We start from the raw sequence: 18805 nt of genomic DNA, 5'->3' as shown, positions 1-18805 counted from the left end.
AAAAGCGATCTCAGTCGCGGCGACCGAAGCGGGCCTCGCCCAGGGGACGTTCACCCGGTGCGGACATGGAGTCACCGGGTTGCAGCGGCGCTGCGATATGGGCCAGCTCGTCGAGCTTGAACGTCTGTTCGAACAGCAGTCCATAGCGCGGATGGCTGCGCCAGCGCACTTTGGCATAAATCGCTGGCAAGACCCCGGTTTCGACGCGAACAAGCTCGTTCATCAAGAGCCACTTGTCGCAATCGATGCAGGCACCCTGCTGCGAAATATCCTGAAACGCGACCCGAACCGCTTCGCCTCCGGAATGGAGAATGGCGTCGAGGTGGATGCGCAGGCGCACCTGGCGCTTGGGAAAAGTGCCATGCGCCTCATCAAGCAACCGTTCGATATCGATGTCGTCGACAAAGCGGAAACCGGCGTAGTCACCTTCCTGCCAGACCGTTTCCACCTCGTAACTGTCGCCATTGCTCATCGCGAGCGATAGCTTTGCATGCGGCGGCAGCGGATTGAACAAGCGGATCTTGATGCCGGTGCTCGATACGTCGCGGATCACGCAAAGGAACTCGCTGGTGTCGTCCACGATCAGCTTGGCCGCACGAATGAGCAAAGTGAAGCGCGGCGCGGCGCGCTGCTCCCCGTCTTTGCCGCTGTTTGCGGCCTGCGGCTGCTGGTCGTCGTTGTGGGCCAAGCCCGGTCCCCTTGCGCGAAATCCCCGAACAACCGGAATCACGCAAGTCCCGGCCTGAAAGACCATAGTCGCGCAAGTCCTACCGTGGAGTTACCAAGGACTCTATTAGGCGCTTTTAAGCGATTGTTCCGTGTGCTGAATCACGGTTTGCTCCAATAGCTGCGCAACTAGAGGTCAATTCGCGGGATCAACCACGAATGCGACAACAAATTGCGAAGCTATGGTGCGGACGGCGGGACTCGAACCCGCACGATCAAGGATCAGGGGATTTTAAGTCCCCGGCGTCTACCATTCCGCCACGTCCGCCCGATTGCAGGCCATGCCTCTTTACGTGCGCCTGCCACAGCACAAAGGGCGCCGCAACGTTCCCGTTGGGCGCCTTTCGCAAAATTCGTGAAACAAGTCGTCAGTCGGCGTTGAGGCGCTGACGCATTTCCTTGCCGGCCTTGAAATAGGGCACGCGCTTGCCCGGCACTTCGACGGTTTCGCCAGTGCGCGGGTTTCGGCCCTTGCGGGCATCGCGTTCACGCGTGGAAAAAGCGCCAAAGCCGCGCAGCTCAACGCGCCCGCCTTCGGCAAGGCGCTTGGCGATTTCGTCGAAAAATACGTCGACGACGCGTTCGATTTCCTCGCTGCGCAATCCTGGGCTCTCTTTTGCGAGCGCCTGCAACAGCTCCGACCTGATCATGTGCTACCCTCCGCCAGACGTCCTTGAGGACGTCCCCCTTATGACGATCCCATGCGCCCGGACCCCCGTCTGAGCGCAAGCAGGCATCCTGCCACGCTGGAACCGGCATTACAATCGGTTGATAGCCTGCCTAACTACCGAATATGCACCGTTTCAGGCCATTTGGGCGAGGTCGGCCAAAGTTAGCCCCAGCCGCCGCATCCTCGCAGCGGTTTCCGGCCACTCATTGCGCAGGAACGATTCGCGCTCCCGCAGCCGTAATGCCTCGACCGCACCGGGCGCTACGAACATGCCGATGCCGCGCTGGACGGTAACCAAACCCTCGTCCTGGAATTGCTGATAGGCTTTGGCCACCGTCAGCGGATTTGCACCTTGGTCGGCGGCAAAAGCGCGCACAGACGGCAGCATCGTCTGTTCGGGATAGCGCCCGTCGAGAATCCCGGCGCAGATCTCGTCGCGCAGGCGCAGATAGACGGGGCGGCCAGGATTGCTCATGGGTGATGCACTGCCATAATACAGCGAGGCGCACAATCGCTGGTTTCCGGGCCTCACCTGGGGTTTCCGCCTGGCCGCCGATATTGGTTTCGATTGAAAATAGTTTCTTGCCTTGCGCGTCCGTGCCACTAAGGGCGCTCAAGGCCGCGCGGGAGAGGCGCGGCGCCCCGTTAACAACAACGAGAACGCGCGCCCGCATGGCTCAGGACAACATGAACGCCGCCACCACCGAACCCCAGCAGTTTGGAGAATGGTTCGGCCACCCCGCGCAGTTGAAGCGCCTGTTCACCACCGAGATGTGGGAGCGGTTCGGCTATTACGGCATGCGGGCGATCCTGACGCTCTATCTCGCCAAGCATTTCCTGTTCAACGATACCACAACCGCCGGGATCTATGGCGGCTTTACCGCGCTGGTCTACCTTACCCCGGTGATCGGCGGGCTCATGGCCGACCGCTATCTCGGCTCGAAGCGCTCGGTCAAGTTCGGCGCGATCCTTATGGCGGCGGGCTATTTCATGCTCTGTTTCGGCGGTGAAGCGGCGCGGCCTTACGCCACCATCGACGGCCAGCGCTACGAAGTCACTGTCGCCGATGTGGGCGGCATCGAAAGCCGCACGATCGAAGCGGGCGGCCAGCGTCTCGAAATCGTCGGAAATGATGACAAGTCGGTCTCGCTCAAGGCCGCTGACGGCACCGAGGCGAGGCGCGTCGCTCCGGGTGCATTTCAGTCGGACGGCGAACGCTCGCCCTTCCACATCGCTCTGCTGCTGATCGGTCTGTCGATCGTGACCGTTGGCAACGGCTTCTTCAAACCCAACATCTCGACGATGGTCGGCACCCTCTATGCCGATGGCGACCGACGACGCGATGCCGGGTTCACGCTGTTTTACATGGGCATCAACCTGGGCTCGCTGCTGTCGCAGTTCTTCTGCCCGATCCTGGCTGAATCGGTCGGCTGGTGGGCAGGGTTCGGCCTCGCCGCGCTCGGCATGACCTTCTCGTGGGTGCTCGTCCAGTTCGACGGAGGACGGCTCGATGGCTATGGTGATCGCCCAGCTGGAGCCGATCCGCGCAAGGACTGGCTGATCTACGGCGCCGCTCTGGTGTGCGTGCCTCTATTCTGGTTCCTGTTCGTCAACCTGATGGCCTATGTGCCGCCCGCAGAAGGTCAGGGCATCATCGGCTATTTCCTCGGATTGCCCATCATGGGCAAGCTGATGTTCGGCACGTTCCTGATGGCAGTTCCGGGGATCCTGATCTGGGCACTGGTCTCAGGCACGCGCATCGAATTCCAGATGATGCTCGCGGCGATGGTGCTTATCGTGTTCAACGTCGTGTTCTGGACGCTGTTCGAACAGGCCGGCTCGTCGCTGACCCTGTTCGCCGAACGCAACACGGTACTCGAAGTGGGCTGGACCCGCCCGTTGTTTGCGATGTTCCAGTCGATGCCTGCCAGTTACTACCTGTTTTTCGCCCTGCTGCTCGGCGGGCTGGGCTGGCTGCTGACCTGGTTCTTCGGCAATGGCGAAACACCCGAAACCAAGCGTCTCATGGCGTTAGGCTTCGGCGCCGTCATGTTCGGGGGTTTCCTCGGCATGATCTACGCCCGCTCGCAGGGGTTCGGCACCGACGACGTCTATGTCATGCCCGCTGGCCAGACACAGATCTTCAACGCGCTGTTTATCGTCACCCTCGCACCGCTGTTCAGCGTTATGTGGAACAAGATGGCCCGGCGCGGTGTCGAACCGTCGATCCCGGTCAAGTTCGCGATCGCGCTGATGGGCGTGGGCGTCGGTTTCCTGCTTCTGGTGTGGGGATCTCAGTTCGCCGATGCGCAGTTCAAGGTCGGCTTGATGTGGCTGGCGGGCCTCTACCTGATCCACTCGATGGCCGAGTTGTGCATCTCACCGGTTGGCCTGTCGATGATCACCAAGCTGTCGATGGCGCGAGTCGTCGGCATGATGATGGGCGTGTGGTTCCTCTCGATCGCGGTCGCGCAATACGTGGCAGGCATGGTCGCGCAGATCGCCAGTGTCGAAACGGTGGGCGGACAAGTGACCAATCTGAAGGTCAGCCTCGATACTTACGTCGGGGTGTTCACCACCATCGGCTGGATTTCGGTCGGTATTGGCGTGGTCCTGTTGGTCGTTGCGGTGCCGCTCAAGAAGCTGATGCACGGTGTGACCTGACCTGCAGGGCGCGGGCAATTCTGTGCTTGGCGTTTTATTAATTAGTCGGTTAAACTCCTCTCCAGATCACGGGCGAGGAGTTTAGGATTGATCATGCGCACGCCAAACCCCGGTATGGACGCGGACGTTTTCGAGCAGTTCCTCGATCAGCTGAAACGCTACGTCCGCGAACGTCTGATTCCCGCAGAACCCGAAGTCATCGCGCAGGACCGCATACCCGACGACCTCCTCGCCGAAATGCGCGAGATGGGCCTGTTCGGCCTGACCATGCCTGAAGAATATGGCGGCGCGGGCATGAACGTGACCCAGTATATCGAGACGATCTTCGCGCTGAGCTACGCCATGCCGGCTTACCGTTCGATCACGTCGATAAACCTCGGCATGGTCTGCTCGGCGATCAAGAATGCGGGCACGCACGACCAGAAGTCCGAATGGCTGCCACGCCTTGCTGCTGGCGAGATTGCCTCTTTCGGGCTGACCGAGCCGGGTTCGGGATCGGATTCGGCAGGGCTCCAGACCACCGCCGTGCGCTCGGGTAACGGCTACGTCCTCAACGGCACCAAACGCTACATCACCAATGCGCCCTTCGCGCAGGTGGCACTGATCATGGCGCGCACCTCGAAGGAGAACCTGCCTCGCAATGGCCATGTCTCGGCCTTCATCGTCCCGCTGGATATTGCGGGCGTGACGCGGGGCAAGTCGGACAAGAAGATGGGGCAACCCGGCAGCCACATCGGCGACATCATCATGGAAGACGTGTTCGTCCCCGGTGATGCACTGCTCGGCGGTGAGGAAGGCAAGGGCTTTGCCACTGCAATGCAGAGCCTCGACAACGGGAGGCTTTCAGTGGGCGCAGCCAGCACCGCCTATGCCAAACGCATTCTCGACACGGCGGTAAAGTATGCAACAGAACGCAAGGCCTTTGGAGAACCCATTGCCAACTTCCAGTTGATCCAGGCGATGCTGTCCGACAGCTACGCCGAAATCTATGCCGCCGAATGCATGATGCGCGACGCCATTCGCAAAGCCGATGAAGGCCGCAAGGTCCTGCTCGAAGCCGCCGCCTTCAAGATGTTTGCATCCGAAATGTGCGGCCGCGTGGCCGATCGTTGCGTCCAGATTCACGGCGGCGCGGGCTATCTTGCCGAATACGAGGCCGAACGCTTCTTCCGCGACAGCCGAATCTACCGCATCTACGAAGGCACCACCCAGATCATGCAACTGGTGATCGCCAAGCAGATGCTGCGCGATTTCGCGGGCGGCGGACAGGCCTGAGCACGCAAGCAATGTACGATCTGCTCGGCACCCTTTCGCTGATCGAGGTTTCCTCGTTCGTCGCCGCGCCCACGATCGGGCTCTATTGTGCGCAGTTCGGCGCGGACGTCATCCGGGTTGACCAGATCGGCGGCGGGCAGGATTTTCATCGCTTGCCGGTCAACGAGCGCGGAGACAGTTTCAGCTGGGAAAACCTCAACCGCGCCAAGCGCAGCGTCGCGCTCGACCTGACCCGTTCCGAGGGGCGTGAACTGCTGGTGAGGCTGTGCCAGGACGTCGGCACACTGGCGACGAACCTGCCGCCCAGGGGTTTCCTTGCTCACGAAAAGCTGGAAGCCGGGCGACTCGACATGATTTCGGTGCGCGTGATGGGTTGGCCCGATGGCGCGATCGCGCTCGACTACACCGTCAATGCAGGCGTCGGCTACCCGGCGCTGACGGGGCACGGCGACGAACCTGTCAACCACTCCCTTCCCGCGTGGGATTTCATCACCGGAGCTTACGGTGCGTTCGCGCTGCTGGCAGCGGTGCAGCGCCGTGCCGCGACCGGGCTCGGCGGCGAAGTGCGGCTTCCGTTGACCGACATCGCAATGGGCACCGTCGCCAATCTCGGGCGCGTGGCCGAAGTGGTGCATACCGGGCAGGACCGTCCCCGCCTTGGCAACGCGGTTTATGGCACGATAGGGCGCGATTTCGTCACCGCCGACGGGGCGCGGGTGATGATCGTGGCGATCAACGAACGGCAGTGGCAAGGCCTCGTCCGCGCTCTTGACCTGAGCAGTGCCGTCGCTGGCCTGGAGGCTGCGTTTGGCGTGTCGCTTTCGGGCGACGACGGCGTGCGGTTCAGGCACCGCGACGCCATTTTCGCGGTGCTCGAAAAAGCTATTGCCGCCATTACCCACGCTGAACTCGTCGAGCGGCTCGATGTCGAGGGCGTAACCCACGGGCCCTACAACACCCTGCCGCAGGCGATGCAGGACGAACGGTTGTTCACCGCCAATCCCCTGTTCACGATGAGCAACAACAATCCCAGCGGCCTAGCTTATCCCGCTGCCGGGGCTATCGCCACCATCCCCCAGATGGAGCGCACCCCCGCCGTCCCCGCACCGCATATCGGCCAGCACACCGAGCAGGTTCTGGCCGAGCGCCTCAAGTTGCCAGCGGGGGAAATTGCCCGCCTCGTCGATACCGGAATTGCAGGAATCGCCCCATGACCCGTCTGCGCCGCGCCGCCATTGTCGCCCCGATCCGTACCGCCGTCGGTAAGTTCGGCGGCTCATTGTCAGCACTGACCGCCGGACAACTTGGCGCAGCCGTGCTCAAGGCGCTGGTCGAACGCACCCGGATCGATCCCGCGCGCGTCGACGACGTGGTTTTCGCGCAAGGCTACGGCAGCGGCGAAGCGCCATGTATCGCGCACTGGTCGTGGCTGTTGGCCGGCCTTCCCGAACAGGTCCCCGGCTACCAACTCGACCGGCGCTGCGGATCGGGCCTGCAAGCCATCATCAATGCCGCAATGATGGTCCAGACCGGCGCGTCTGACGTGGTCGTTGCGGGCGGTGTCGAGAGCATGTCCAACGTCGAGCACTATACGACTGATGTGCGAGCGGGCGTCCGCATGGGTAGCGTCACTCTCCACGACAGGCTGTCGCGCGGGCGGATGATGAGCCAGCCAATCGAGCGCTATGGCGTGATCAGCGGGATGATCGAAACTGCCGAAAACCTCGCCCGCGATTACGGGATCACGCGCGAGGCCTGCGATGCCTATGCTTCGCGCAGCCACCAGCGCGCAGCGACGGCTTGGGCAAACGGTCTGTTCGATGACGAGATCGTGCCGGTTGCGGTGCCGCAGAAACGGGGCGACCCGGTGCTGTTTGCCCATGACGAGGGCTATCGCGCCGATGCGACTGCCGAATCGCTAGCAAGCTTGCGCCCGATAGAGGGTGGCGTGGTGACGGCGGGCAACGCCAGCCAGCAGAACGATGCCGCGGCTGTCTGCCTCGTCGTGGCCGAGGACAAGCTGGACGAGCTTGGCCTCGAACCTATCGCGTGGTTCCATTCGTGGGCCGCTGCGGGCTGCGATCCCAGCCGCATGGGTATCGGCCCGGTGCCCGCCACCGAGCGGCTGTTTGCGCGCAATGGGTTGTCATGGTCGGATATCGACCTTGTCGAACTGAACGAGGCCTTTGCGCCACAAGTGCTGGCCTGCCTCAAGGGGTTTGGCTGGTCGGACGACGACAGCCGCCACGACATGCTCAATGTCAATGGTTCGGGTATTTCACTGGGCCATCCAATCGGGGCTACCGGCGGGCGTATTCTCGCCAACCTCACCCGGGAACTTGCCCGGCGCAGCGGTCGTTTCGGACTCGAAACCATGTGCATCGGCGGCGGACAGGGGATTGCGGCCATTTTCGAGAATGTTGCCTGATTCCGGAACGGGCATCGCTTCATGCGGAACAAGCGTCAAAGCAGCATCCCGCGCGGGGGTACAGGAATTGCTCCGATATGGTTGAACTCTCCAGAATACTGCACGGATTTTACATTGCCATGCTGTAGAAAATGATACGAGTTGCATGTACGTATCGCGTAATCACGGCATATCGGAAACCGCCGGGAATCAAAAGGGCGGCTCACGCTGCGCGCTGACCAATTGCCGGGCAATGCTCAGGCGTTGATCGGTCAAAAAAAGAAGAAGATTCAGGGATGCAGCCTGCGAGTGAACTCATCAACCTTTTTGCGGCAGTCGCTCTGTTCGCTTTGACGCACTTCGCGATGTCGGGATTCTTTCGCGCCCGGCTGGTTTCTGCAATGGGTACGCAAACCTTTCTGCTGTTCTATTCGCTTGTTTCGCTTTCCTTGTTCGGCTGGGCACTTGTCGCATTCGACCGTGAACCTGAGACGATGCAACTGTGGGATGGATCAAATCCCGTGATCTGGGCGCTCGCCAGTGTTCTCACGATCCTTTCGCTAGCGTTTTTGCTTTCTTCGTTCTCGCGGAACCCGGCCCTGCCCGGCGTCAATGCAGCAGGCCTCGGAACGATCATTCCTACCGGAGTATTCACCATCACCCGCCACCCGATGATGTGGGGCATTGCGCTCTGGGCGCTTGCGCACATCATGGTCGCTCCGGAAGCACGGGTGCTGATCCTGATGGGTGGCCTGATTCTCGTGGCTCTTCTGGGATCGCATTTCCAGGACAAGCGCAAGATCCGGCAGAACAACCGCGAATTTTCTCCGTGGCAGCGCCGCACTACGTATTGGCCGAATTTGCGCAACCTGGACAAGCTGCGCACGGCGACGCTGATTGCGCTGGTCGTCTGGTTCCTTGCCACGACGGTCCACTGGCACTTCTTCGGGATTCCTGCCGGCCTGTGGATGTGGATCGGCTGACGCTAAGCGTCAGGTCTGCATCACCCGCAATTCCGCATCGGGCAAAGCTTCGCTCTTTGCCATCTTCGTCAGTTCCATCTTGCGCGCGAGCATTTGATCGCGCAGCGCCACCATGTCGAGCCCGGCTTCGCGCGCCTGCGCAAACATGCCCTCGGACCGCGCTTCTTCCTCATGGACGTGGTGCTTGATCTCTTCGCTCAGCACTTTGACCTTGGCGTCGAAGAACGCGTCTTCGGGAGATGACGCCATGATGTTGTTGATCAGCAGCTTGGCCGCATCATGCTCGACATAGGCTTCGGTATAGGTTTCTTCCTCGATCTTGCCCTTCAGCGCAGGGTAGAAGATCTCTTCCTCGATCGCGGTGTGGATCTTCAACTCGTTGCAGATCTGCTGAGCGAGCGCCTGCTTCTTGTCGTCGCCCGCCTTTTCGAATTTCTCGAACAAGGCTTCGACAGCGCGGTGGTCGGCCTTGAGCAAGGCAATCGCGTCAGTATAGCTGGGCTGGGCCATGGGAATGTCCTTCGGGATGAGTGTGTTGCCCCATCAACCCCTTGGGTAATAAGGGGTTCCGAAGGTTATGTCTGAGGCGGCTTGAGCCTGAACTCCTCCACCGGCACGCCGCCGATAACATGCTCTTGAATGATCCGTTCGAGCACCGGCGCGGTGCACGAATGATACCAGACGTTGTCGGGATAGACGACCGCGACCGGTCCGATCAGACATACACGCAGGCAACCCACCTTGTTGCGCAAGATCCCTTGCGCACCGCCCAGCTTCAGTTCGCCCAGCCGCTTCTTGAGATAGTTCCACGCCGCATCGCCCACTTCGCGCGGTGCGCATTTGTCCTTCTCCGGCCCGGCGCAGAGCAGGATGTGGCGCTGGGGATGGAACCCGCCGAGCAGGCTGAGCGCGCGCTCGGCCTGCTCGATACCTTCTTCCGTTGCGATCATTTCTTCAGCCAGCGCGCAAGCCAGTTGAACGAGGTCTGGTGCCACTGCAGCGAATTCTTCGCCTTCAGCACCCAGTGGTTTTCATCGGGAAACACCAGCAGCTCGGACGGAATGCCCCGGCGCTGAAGCGCGGTGAACGCAGCCAGCCCCTGCGTATAGGGGATGCGGAAGTCCTTCTCGCCAGTGATGACAAGCATCGGCGTCTTCCATTTGGCCACATGGTTCACCGGGTTCCACTTCTCGAACTCTTCCGGAGCCTCGTAATAGGGATGCCCGCCGTGCTCCCACTCGTCGAACCACAGTTCCTCGGTTTCATAGGCCATGGCGCGGGCGTCGAACACGCCGTCATGCTGGACAAGGCACTTGAACCGGTCGGGCCAGGTCCCCGCAATCCAGTTCATCATGTACCCGCCGTAGGACGCGCCCGCGGCACAGGCATTGTCGCCGTCAATCTGGGAATCCAGCGCAATCGCGGCGGCAAAGCCCTTTTGCAGATCTTCCAAGGGCTTGCCGCCCCATTCGCGGTTGATCCCGTCGGTGAAGTTCTGCCCGTATCCGGTGGACCCATGGAAATCGACCGAGACGATGGCGTAGCCCTGGCTTGCCCAGACACGCGGATTCCAGCGGTTCGACCAGCTGTCGTTATACGACCCCTGCGGCCCGCCGTGCACGAACAGCACTGAAGGCATCTTGCCATTCACCCACGCAGGTTTGGTGATCTGTCCCCATACGGTGTCCCCATCCGCACCCCTGAAGCTGAAGCGCTGGGTGACGACTGTTGCCCGGGCGGCGAGTGTGGTCGTGGCGATGTCGGTCAGGCGAATGCCAGCCTTGCCCGGCTTGCCGATGTACAATTCCGCCGGAGCATCGAGCGAATCGCGGGTATAGGCGAGGCGTCCATCCTTCAGCGGAACGACCGCAGCGATATGCCCCTCGCGTTTGGGATTCAGCACAAGCCGAGTCACCGTGCCACTCATCGGATCGATCCGGAACGCGGGTGTATCGAGCACGTCCTCCGCCGTGGCGATCAGCGCTTTCGAATCCGGCGTCCACACCAGCGAGGCGACCGAGCGGTCCCACGCACCGGTCAGTTCGCGCCGCTCGCCGCTCTGCAGGTTGATTAGGTTTACCACCAGCCTGTCGGCTTCGTAGCCGGGCCGCGCCATGGCCGCATAGGCCAGCCACTTGCCGTCGGGCGATGGCGCAGGCGTGTTATCCGTGGCCTTGTTGCCCGCCGTCAGGTTGACCGGCGCACCGCCGTCGAGCTTTGATTGCCACACGTCGAGATTGGTCGAGGTCGGTTCGTTACGGTCGGCCTGCCGCGCGACGAAGAAGACGGACTTCGAATCCGCGCTCCACGCCACATCCTCGCCGCCGCCGAAAGGCTTGACCGGGCTATCGCCGGTCAACGTGCCAATCGGACCATCGAGCGCGACGCCGCTGCTGGTCACTTTGCCGTCCGCGCTCAGGTCGAAGGCAAAGACGCGGCTGTAGTTGCCTGGCGTTTCCCACGCATCCCAATGCCGCACGAAGCCTGCGCCATCGGTGTAGAGCCTGCCGGTGCCGGGGCCGGGCAGCGCGGTGTTGCCGTCGCTCTCGCAGCCGAAAGTCGGGCATGTGCGCGCGATATCGCCCCACACCGCTATGCGCTTGCCATCAGGCGAAAGCTCGAAACCCGAGACGTCGGTGGCGAACCCGGTAACCTGCGTCAGAACGCCGCTGGCCGGATCGACCTTCCAAACTTGCGTCTTTTCGTTTTCGCCAACCTTGCGGTCCGAGAGGAAATAGAGCGCACCATCGGGGCCGAATGCGGGATCGCTCACGCTGCCACCCACATCGATGCGGCGCGCCTCGCCCTTGGCGGTTGGCTTTACCCAGAGTGATGGCGTTCGCTTGTAGCTGACGGGGTCGGTCGTCGTCTGGATATAAGCTGCGAGCGCACCGTCAGCGGAGATCGCCGTGCCGCCAAGACGGTGCAGCGTAACCAGATCCTGCGGAGAGAGCGGTGCGGCTTGCTGGGCAAGAGCCGAAGGTGCGAAAGCGGCAGCGAGCGCAGTCGCTGCGAGCAACGAGAAAGTTTTCATGGAAACCGGATTAGCGCTTCCATGCCCGGTGCGCAAAACGGAAATTCCTGTGTGATCAGCCGCGCTTGCCTGCGATCCGCGCGATTTCGGCCGACACCATCTTCTCGACCATCGCCGGAAGGTTCTTTTCCAGCCATTCGGCCAGCATCGGCTTGAGCAGTTCGCGCACCAAGCCTTCGAGCGAGGTTTCGCCCGAGCGCACGATCTGCGGCGCCATGCCCGGCTGGGCGAGCATGGAAAGCGCGGCCAGCGATTCGCGCATGGATGCCGTAGCCGCATCCGCGATCAGGCCCGCTTCCTCGGCCTGCTCTTCGTCGTCGGCAGCAGCCTCGGTCAATTCAAGCACTTCGGCCGGGCGAGAGGCAGGGCGCGGCGCGGGTTCAGCGCGCGCGCGGGCAACGGCCTCGGCACGCCCTGCTGCTTCCGCACGATTGTCACGCGCGATAACCTTCTTGATCGATTCGAGGATTTCCTCGACGGACGGTTCACCGGCCTGACGCATCGAAACTCTTTACCCCCAAGAAGCCCCTGCCCCGATTCCCTTACGGGCGCGGCGTGAGCGTGATTGTCGCATCCTGCGCAGGCGTGTCAACGGTCCGCGTCGAGAGGGGTTTGGGATCGGGATCGCGGTCCCAGTCGCCGATGCGGCCCTTCACGCGGTCAAAGTTGACCTGCGGATCATAAAGCGCCCCGCCATCCAGGCCGATATCGCGCGCATCGGCATTGCCCATCGCTGCCAGCAGGTTGAAGCCCGCGACATAGGCATTGCGGCGTGCGGCCACCAACTGGACCTGCGCCCGCAGCAATTCCTGCTCGGCGTCGAGGATGTTGAGGATCGTGCGGTTGCCCACGGTGTTTTCCGCGCGCACACCTTCAAGGCTGAGTGCGGCGGCATCGACCGCAGTCTGGTTCATCGCAATGATATCGTTCGCCGCCTTCCACGAGGCATAGGACGAGCGCACCGTGGCGATCACGTCGCGCTCGACCGCGATTTCCTGCTCCAGCGTGGCGCTTTCGCGCGCCTGCGCCTGGCGGGTCTGGGCAGCGGGCGCGCCGCCCTGATAGAGCGGGATCGACAGGCTTACCCCGGCTTGCGCGGTGGTCTGATGCTGCGCGAACGCTGCCGAGGACGATCCGCCAAGCGTATTGAAGTAGTCGGTATAATTGCTTCCGCCAAACAGCGACACGCGCGGAAGTTTGGCCGCGTCGGCTACGCGCACGTCGAAACCCGCCGCCTTGCTGCGTTCGCGCGAGGCGAGCAGGTCGGGGTTGTTTTCGAGCGCGAAATTCACCGCCTCATCGGGCGTTGCGGGAAGGCCTGGCAAGGGTGGCGGCGGCTGGAGATCAACCGGGGCCTTGCCCACGATCTGGATATAGCGCTCCCGGCTCGCCACGAGATTGCCTTCGGAACTGCGCAAGTCAGCGCGCGCCAGAGCGAGCCGCGAGTTCGATTGCGCCACGTCGGTGCGGGTGAGGTCGCCGATCTCGAAACGGTCGCTCGTCGCCTTGAGGTTGACGTCAAGCACTTCGACGTTGTTGCGGTTGAGTCCGACAATTGCGCTGTCGCGGATCACGTCCATGTAAGCGGCAACGACTTGGGCAAACACGCCCGATTCGGTCGCGCGCAAATCTTCCTGCCCGGCTTCTACCCGGGTTCGCGCCGCGCGAATCGAGTTCTTGACCGCCCCGCCTGCGTAAACCGGTACACCCAGGTTGAGATCGGCCGAAAGCGCGCGATCAGGCGCAGTGAAGGCGTTGGGCGTCTTCTTCAGAAACTCGGTGTAGCTCGCACTGCCCGACAGGCTCGGCAGGGCGTTGGACCGCGCCAGCGGCACGCCTTCGTCGGTTGCGCGCTGGTTGGCCCGCGCGGCCTGCAGCGACGGGTTGGTGTTGTACGCGCTCGCCAGCGCCTCGCGCAGGTCATCTGCCAAGGCCGGGGTCGTGACGAGTACGGCGGCGCTTGCCGTCAGCAGGAGGCGCAGCGCCTTGTCAGCGGGCATGAGGCTCAGAAGCTCCACTTCTTCGGTGCGGCCAGATCGGGCAGGACCGCAAAATCGGCTTCGCCCAGCGCGGTAGCGATCACCTTGCCGCCTGCCTTGCGAGCAATGGCAAGCCGCGTGACGCCGCGTTCGACAAGGCCCGTCACCACGCGGCCGTCTTCGGCCAGCAGGGCGCCAAGCGAATCGGGCAGGACTTCTGCGGCACCGTCAATCAGGATCACCGAGTAAGTACCGGCTTGCGCGGCAACGAGGCTGTCAGCGCGCACGACATTGCCCGAAAGCTTTGAAACCAGCGCTTCGAGATAGCCGTTGCCGGAAATCACCAGCACGCTGTCGGATTCGGTGACGTCGGCAGCTTCGAGCATCTGGCCATACGTCAGCGCGGGCGAGAGCGCCTTGCCATCGCCCAGCGGCACGGCGCGATCGGCATATGCCACGGCGCGGCGGTCTGCGGGAACGAAGTCTTCGCGCGGAACGGCGTTGAATGCAGCAAGGATCGCGGGCGAATTCACGCCGGTGACGCGAAGCTGGCTGTCGATCATGGCGCGGCGCGCAATCAGCATATCGCCAGCAGCCGGGCGGTCTTCAACCACGGTCATTTGAACCCTCATGTTTCGAAGCTTGCGCACCTGACGGGCGCAGCCTTCAAGTTTCGCCAACGCCTGTAGATTATCGACCTCCTGTTTCCAAGATGTTTGCTTGTCGCAAATTGCCGCGTAATGCGCAGGCGCAGTTCACGAGCCACTGAGGGAGTCGGCAACATGGCGGAAATGGTCACGATCCGGGAAGCGGACCTTATCGAAAGCGTCGCGGACGCGCTTCAATACATCAGCTATTTCCACCCGATGGACTACATCCGCGCGCTGGGCGATGCCTATGAGGCAGAGCAAGGCCCCGCCGCCAAGGACGCCATCGCGCAGATCCTGACCAACAGCCGGATGTGCGCCGAAGGCCATCGCCCGCTGTGCCAGGACACCGGCATCGTCAACGTGTTCATCGAATGGGGGCAGGATTGCCGCCTCGAATCAGACCTTTCCCTGCAGGACGTGGTCGATGAGGGCGTTCGCCGGGCTTATCTGAACGCCGACAACAAGCTGCGCGCCTCGGTTCTGGCCGATCCTGCCTTCACCCGTCGCAACACCCGCGACAACACGCCCTGCGTGCTCCATGTCGAGATGGTCAAGGGCAACAAGATCACCGTCGATGTCGCGGCAAAGGGTGGCGGCAGCGAGAACAAGTCCAAGTTCAAGATGATGAACCCCAGCGACTCGATCGTAGACTGGGTGATCGAGATGTTGCCGCAAATGGGCGCGGGCTGGTGCCCTCCCGGCATGCTCGGCATCGGTATCGGCGGTACGGCGGAACACTGCGTGCTGCTCGCCAAGAAGGCGCTGATGGAGCCGATCGATATGGCGCAACTCAAGCTGCGCGGGCCGCAGACCGACATCGAGAAGATGCGCATCGAGATTTTCGACAAGGTCAACGCATTGGGCATCGGCGCACAGGGGCTGGGCGGGCTTTCCACCATCCTCGACGTCAAGATCATGGACGCGCCGTGCCATGCCGCGGGCAAGCCGGTGGCGATGATCCCGAACTGCGCGGCTACGCGCCACGCGCACTTTACGCTCGACGGCTCTGGCCCGAGCTACCTCGAGCGCCCGAAGCTCGATGAATGGCCGCAAGTACACTGGGCGCCCGACAGTGCAGCCAAGCGCGTCAACCTCGATACGCTGACCGCCGAAGAGGTGCAGGGATGGAAGCAAGGCGACCGCCTCCTGCTCAACGGCAAGATGTTGACCGGCCGCGATGCCGCGCACAAGCGCATCAAGGACATGCTCGCCAAGGGCGAGGAATTGCCCGTCGATTTCAAAGGCCGCGTGATCTACTACGTTGGCCCGGTCGATCCGGTGCGCGAGGAAGTGGTTGGCCCGGCCGGCCCGACCACTGCCACCCGCATGGATTCCTTCTCCGATCTCATGCTTGACCTCGGCCTGCTCGCCAGCGTCGGAAAGGCCGAGCGGGGACCTGCCGCCACCAAGTCCATCGCCGCGCACAAGTCTGCCTATCTGATGGCTGTGGGCGGTGCTGCCTATCTCGTCGCGCGCGCGATCAAGGGGGCCAAGGTCGTCGGCTTCGAAGACCTTGGCATGGAAGCGATCTACGAATTCACCGTCGAGGATATGCCGGTGACCGTCGCCGTCGATAGCGAAGGCAACAACGTCCACCAGCTTGCCCCGCTGGTGTGGAAGAAGAAAATCGCCGATGAAGGCCTGCTGACGGCCTGATCGTTCTCGATAAACCGCATATCCGGCCCGACCACCGTTGCTGGTGCGTCGGGCCGTTCGCGTTTAGGCTGGGGCGCATGACGTTGGACAAGATCGATCCGGGCATCCCGCGCGTACCGGCGCGGCAGGTCGTGCTGTCCGCCTGTGCGCTATGGCTGTGCTATTTCCTGCTGATCACCGTGCGCGGCCTCGTCGTGGAGCTTGGCGACTTCGGCGATCTGCTCTGGCGGCGCGGTGCGGTCACTGCAGCGGGTATTGTCGTGACGGTCGCCTGCTGGCCACTGCTGCGCCGGTTCGACGGGCGCTCGCTCGCCGTGCGTATCGCCGCCGCGCTGGTGATCATGCTGCCTGCTGCGCTGGCGCTCGCCGCAATCAACCAGTGGGCCTTCGCGCCGGTCGAGCAGCGCATGATCGAGCGCATTTCCACGCAGCAGAACACCCAGCAGACCGATACCGCGGCCAATCCGGGCGAGGACAAGCCGGTGACGGTGCACAGCCAGAACGGCACGCCGGGCGTCCAGATTCGCCACGACATGGCGGGCAATGTGCTGGTCGATGTGCTCGACGAAGGGTTCATTCCTCCCGAACCGCCGGAGCCGCCTGCACCAGCCCCGCGCGCAGCACCGGCGCCCGCGCCCGAACCGGTGATCGATGACGAAACACTGGCCGAACTCGAAGCGATGGGCGAGCGCATCGCTGCCGAAACGATGCGCAACACCAAGGTCGTCAACAACGAGGATGGCAGCATGGTGATCACCCAGCCTGGCCTTGTCGTGCACCGCTTTGCCGATGGCACATCCGAAGTGCGCACCGGCGGTTACCTGATCCGCAGCGATGCCGATGACGAGGTGCAGTCTGTCGAACCGATCGCAGCGCCTGAACCGCCTGCCCCGCCGGAAGACGCCGCCGCCTCCGCGCCACCCGCGCCGCCGGTCACGACGGCTGCGGAAGTGCGCAAGGCCCGCGCCGCCGCACAGCGCGCCGCCGCGGAAGCCTTGCGCGATTCGCAGGCGCTCGCCCGGCTGCGTGCCGAAATCGCTGCCCGCGCGGCCCGCGCCAAGCCCGCAACGGCAACTAAGCCCGATGCGCCGGAGCCATCGCCGTCCGATGTCGTCACCGAGGACGTGCGCGGCCCCGATCACGTCACCATCATCCGCAAGTCCATGGAAAGCGAAGGTCTGTGGCGGCAGCTGACCGATGTGGCGCTGGGGCGCTATTTCCTGCTGATCGCCTGGGCCGCGCTCTATCTCGCGCTGGGCAATGGCGAGCAACTCCGCGCGGCCGAATACCGCGAGGGACAATATGCCCGCGCGGCCAAGGCTGCGGAACTGCGTAGCTTGCGCTATCAGGTGAACCCGCATTTCCTGTTCAACACATTGAATTCGCTCTCCGCGCTGGTCATGGTGGGCCGCGCCGAACAGGCCGAGCGCATGATCCAGTCGATCTCGCGGTTCTATCGCCACAGCCTTGCGGGCGATCCCACATCGGACATGCCCCTGGAGGACGAAATCGCCCTGCAGCGTCACTATCTCGACATCGAAGCGGTGCGCTTTCCCGAGCGGCTCAGGTGCGAGTTCGACATTCCGGACGAGCTGATGAGTGCCTGTGTGCCGGGGATGATCCTGCAGCCGCTGGTCGAAAACTCGATCAAATACGCGGTCTCCACCACGATCCGCCCGGTCACCATCCACATTTCCGCGCGCGAGGCAGGCGGCTTCCTGATCCTCAGCGTGGCTGATGACGGCCCCGGCGAAGGCTTCGTCAATGGCAGCACCGGCATCGGCCTCGCCAATGTGCGCAGCCGCCTTGCCGCGCGCTTTGGCGAGGACGGGGCGAAAGTCGAAAGCGGCCCGCTGCCTGCGGGGGGATACGCGACTGTGCTGACGCTGCCGGTCGTGCGAAACGAATGTTGAGGGGAAGACTGTGCGCACGCTGATCGTTGACGATGAACCGCTGGCGGTGGAACGCATGCAGATCCTGTGCTCGCGCATCCCCGCGCTGCAAGTTGTCGGCACCGCCAGTGACGGCGCAGCAGCCCTGCGGCTGATCGAGGCACTGACCCCAGATCTCGTCCTGCTCGATATGACCATGCCCGAAGTCGACGGCCTCGGCGTCGCCCGCGCGCTGTCGGGCCAGGCCAACCGTCCGGCGGTGGTATTCGTGACGGCCCACGACGATTTTGCGGTCGAGGCGTTCGATTGCGACGCGGTGGACTACGTGCTCAAGCCGGTTGCGCAGGAGCGGCTTGAACGCGCGGTCGAACGCGCGCAAGTCCGACGTAATTCCCCGCCCGAACCGTCTCTCACGCCCGAAAAACCGGCAAGCGAGTGGATAGAGGAGTTCTGGGTTCCGCACCGCTCCGAACTGATCCGCGTCGCCGCCGCCGATCTCGAACGCATCGACGCCGAACGCGATTACGTGCGCCTCCACGCAAGTGCGCGCAGCTACATGATGCTCCACACCATCGCAGGGCTGGAAGCGCGGCTGGACCCTGAATGCTTCATCCGCCTCCACCGCTCGACCATCGTGCGCCGGGATCGCATTGCAGGCTTGAAGCACGACGGCCTTGGCGTGTGGTCGGCTGAACTGGTCGACGGTTCGGTCCAACGCATTGGCCGGACTTATCTGGCGCGGGTGAAGGCGATGGCCGGGCGGTAAATCTCTACCGTAATGCCAAAAAACCGTTCGTCCTGAGCCTGTCGAAGGACGCGCACCAAGCTCAGGCCCGGCGGGCCGCATTTGGGCAAACGTTTGCGCGAGT

The 18805-nt window shown here is 62.9% G+C and carries 17 protein-coding genes and 1 tRNA gene; 8 read left to right on the top strand and 10 right to left on the bottom strand.

Annotated features, from left to right (window positions below):
* Nucleotides 1-10: 10 nt before the first annotated feature.
* The 4 genes from RM192_RS00395 to RM192_RS00380 form a co-directional block, all read right to left on the bottom strand.
* Nucleotides 11-688 (bottom strand): PilZ domain-containing protein, encoded by a 678-nt coding sequence (locus RM192_RS00395; RefSeq protein WP_311505515.1) that lies wholly within the window; start codon nucleotides 686-688, stop codon nucleotides 11-13.
* 221 nt (nucleotides 689-909) lie between these two features.
* Nucleotides 910-994: transfer RNA gene (locus tag RM192_RS00390), tRNA-Leu, on the bottom strand.
* A gap of 100 nt (nucleotides 995-1094) precedes the next feature.
* A complete protein-coding gene (locus tag RM192_RS00385; protein WP_109798113.1) occupies nucleotides 1095-1376 on the bottom strand; it encodes an integration host factor subunit beta in 282 nt (93 codons plus the stop codon).
* 153 nt (nucleotides 1377-1529) lie between these two features.
* Complete coding sequence (locus RM192_RS00380) at nucleotides 1530-1871, bottom strand: GntR family transcriptional regulator (protein ID WP_311505514.1); 342 nt, start codon at nucleotides 1869-1871, stop codon at nucleotides 1530-1532.
* A 197-nt stretch (nucleotides 1872-2068) separates the two neighbouring features.
* Between RM192_RS00380 and RM192_RS00375 the strand changes: the two genes are divergently transcribed.
* The 5 genes from RM192_RS00375 (at nucleotide 2069) to RM192_RS00355 (ending at nucleotide 8725) form a co-directional block, all read left to right on the top strand.
* Nucleotides 2069-4060, top strand: coding sequence for a peptide MFS transporter (locus RM192_RS00375; RefSeq protein ID WP_311505513.1), 1992 nt, complete (start codon nucleotides 2069-2071; stop codon nucleotides 4058-4060).
* Nucleotides 4061-4153: 93 nt separating this feature from the next.
* Nucleotides 4154-5335, top strand: coding sequence for an acyl-CoA dehydrogenase family protein (locus RM192_RS00370; protein ID WP_311505512.1), 1182 nt, complete (start codon nucleotides 4154-4156; stop codon nucleotides 5333-5335).
* Between the two features lie 11 nt (nucleotides 5336-5346).
* Complete coding sequence (locus RM192_RS00365; RefSeq protein WP_311505511.1) at nucleotides 5347-6549, top strand: CoA transferase; 1203 nt, start codon at nucleotides 5347-5349, stop codon at nucleotides 6547-6549.
* Nucleotides 6546-7763, top strand: coding sequence for an acetyl-CoA C-acetyltransferase (locus tag RM192_RS00360; RefSeq protein WP_311505510.1), 1218 nt, complete (start codon nucleotides 6546-6548; stop codon nucleotides 7761-7763). Before RM192_RS00365 ends, RM192_RS00360 begins: the two co-directional genes overlap by 4 nt.
* Before the next feature lie 275 nt (nucleotides 7764-8038).
* Nucleotides 8039-8725: an NnrU family protein gene (locus tag RM192_RS00355; RefSeq protein ID WP_311505509.1), complete on the top strand. Its 687-nt coding sequence runs from the start codon at nucleotides 8039-8041 to the stop codon at nucleotides 8723-8725.
* Nucleotides 8726-8734: 9 nt separating this feature from the next.
* On the opposite strand, the gene RM192_RS00350 is transcribed toward RM192_RS00355, so the two are convergent.
* The 6 genes from RM192_RS00350 to RM192_RS00325 form a co-directional block, all read right to left on the bottom strand.
* Nucleotides 8735-9235, bottom strand: a complete 501-nt coding sequence (locus RM192_RS00350; RefSeq protein WP_311505508.1) for a hemerythrin domain-containing protein — start codon at nucleotides 9233-9235, stop codon at nucleotides 8735-8737.
* A 65-nt stretch (nucleotides 9236-9300) separates the two neighbouring features.
* Nucleotides 9301-9675 carry a (2Fe-2S) ferredoxin domain-containing protein gene (locus RM192_RS00345; protein ID WP_311505507.1) on the bottom strand — a complete coding sequence of 125 codons (375 nt, stop codon included), beginning with the start codon at nucleotides 9673-9675 and terminating at the stop codon, nucleotides 9301-9303.
* On the bottom strand, nucleotides 9672-11759 hold the full coding sequence (locus RM192_RS00340) for a S9 family peptidase (protein WP_311505506.1): 2088 nt from the start codon (nucleotides 11757-11759) through the stop codon (nucleotides 9672-9674). The genes RM192_RS00345 and RM192_RS00340 overlap by 4 nt, the downstream gene beginning before the upstream one ends.
* A gap of 55 nt (nucleotides 11760-11814) precedes the next feature.
* Complete coding sequence (locus tag RM192_RS00335; protein ID WP_311505505.1) at nucleotides 11815-12261, bottom strand: DUF2497 domain-containing protein; 447 nt, start codon at nucleotides 12259-12261, stop codon at nucleotides 11815-11817.
* A gap of 40 nt (nucleotides 12262-12301) precedes the next feature.
* On the bottom strand, nucleotides 12302-13759 hold the full coding sequence (locus RM192_RS00330; RefSeq protein ID WP_311508537.1) for a TolC family outer membrane protein: 1458 nt from the start codon (nucleotides 13757-13759) through the stop codon (nucleotides 12302-12304).
* 5 nt (nucleotides 13760-13764) lie between these two features.
* A complete protein-coding gene (locus RM192_RS00325; RefSeq protein WP_311505504.1) occupies nucleotides 13765-14358 on the bottom strand; it encodes a protein-L-isoaspartate O-methyltransferase in 594 nt (197 codons plus the stop codon).
* Between the two features lie 162 nt (nucleotides 14359-14520).
* Between RM192_RS00325 and RM192_RS00320 the strand changes: the two genes are divergently transcribed.
* The 3 genes from RM192_RS00320 (at nucleotide 14521) to RM192_RS00310 (ending at nucleotide 18702) form a co-directional block, all read left to right on the top strand.
* A complete protein-coding gene (locus RM192_RS00320) occupies nucleotides 14521-16044 on the top strand; it encodes a fumarate hydratase (protein ID WP_311505503.1) in 1524 nt (507 codons plus the stop codon).
* A gap of 77 nt (nucleotides 16045-16121) precedes the next feature.
* A complete protein-coding gene (locus RM192_RS20025) occupies nucleotides 16122-17957 on the top strand; it encodes a sensor histidine kinase (RefSeq protein ID WP_409233771.1) in 1836 nt (611 codons plus the stop codon).
* 10 nt (nucleotides 17958-17967) lie between these two features.
* Nucleotides 17968-18702 (top strand): LytTR family DNA-binding domain-containing protein, encoded by a 735-nt coding sequence (locus tag RM192_RS00310; protein ID WP_311505502.1) that lies wholly within the window; start codon nucleotides 17968-17970, stop codon nucleotides 18700-18702.
* Nucleotides 18703-18805: the final 103 nt, after the last annotated feature.

The sequence above is a fragment of the Novosphingobium sp. MMS21-SN21R genome (assembly GCF_031846015.1).
Classification (GTDB): Bacteria; Pseudomonadota; Alphaproteobacteria; order Sphingomonadales; family Sphingomonadaceae; genus Novosphingobium.
Note: the sequence above shows the minus strand (reverse complement) of the source record. Positions and strands in the feature narration are given on the sequence as shown.

Excerpts from the sequence above, each read along its gene's own strand:
- RM192_RS00385 (WP_109798113.1), bottom strand. The coding sequence starts at position 1,376 with ATGATCAGGTCGGAGCTGTTGCAGGCGCTCGCAAAAGAGAGCCCAGGA.
- RM192_RS00380 (WP_311505514.1), bottom strand. The coding sequence starts at position 1,871 with ATGAGCAATCCTGGCCGCCCCGTCTATCTGCGCCTGCGCGACGAGATC.
- RM192_RS00375 (WP_311505513.1), top strand. The coding sequence starts at position 2,069 with ATGGCTCAGGACAACATGAACGCCGCCACCACCGAACCCCAGCAGTTT.
- RM192_RS00370 (WP_311505512.1), top strand. The coding sequence starts at position 4,154 with ATGCGCACGCCAAACCCCGGTATGGACGCGGACGTTTTCGAGCAGTTC.
- RM192_RS00365 (WP_311505511.1), top strand. The coding sequence starts at position 5,347 with ATGTACGATCTGCTCGGCACCCTTTCGCTGATCGAGGTTTCCTCGTTC.
- RM192_RS00360 (WP_311505510.1), top strand. The coding sequence starts at position 6,546 with ATGACCCGTCTGCGCCGCGCCGCCATTGTCGCCCCGATCCGTACCGCC.
- RM192_RS00355 (WP_311505509.1), top strand. The coding sequence starts at position 8,039 with ATGCAGCCTGCGAGTGAACTCATCAACCTTTTTGCGGCAGTCGCTCTG.
- RM192_RS00350 (WP_311505508.1), bottom strand. The coding sequence starts at position 9,235 with ATGGCCCAGCCCAGCTATACTGACGCGATTGCCTTGCTCAAGGCCGAC.
- RM192_RS00345 (WP_311505507.1), bottom strand. The coding sequence starts at position 9,675 with ATGATCGCAACGGAAGAAGGTATCGAGCAGGCCGAGCGCGCGCTCAGC.
- RM192_RS00340 (WP_311505506.1), bottom strand. The coding sequence starts at position 11,759 with ATGAAAACTTTCTCGTTGCTCGCAGCGACTGCGCTCGCTGCCGCTTTC.
- RM192_RS00335 (WP_311505505.1), bottom strand. The coding sequence starts at position 12,261 with ATGCGTCAGGCCGGTGAACCGTCCGTCGAGGAAATCCTCGAATCGATC.
- RM192_RS00330 (WP_311508537.1), bottom strand. The coding sequence starts at position 13,759 with ATGCCCGCTGACAAGGCGCTGCGCCTCCTGCTGACGGCAAGCGCCGCC.
- RM192_RS00325 (WP_311505504.1), bottom strand. The coding sequence starts at position 14,358 with ATGACCGTGGTTGAAGACCGCCCGGCTGCTGGCGATATGCTGATTGCG.
- RM192_RS00320 (WP_311505503.1), top strand. The coding sequence starts at position 14,521 with ATGGCGGAAATGGTCACGATCCGGGAAGCGGACCTTATCGAAAGCGTC.
- RM192_RS20025 (WP_409233771.1), top strand. The coding sequence starts at position 16,122 with ATGACGTTGGACAAGATCGATCCGGGCATCCCGCGCGTACCGGCGCGG.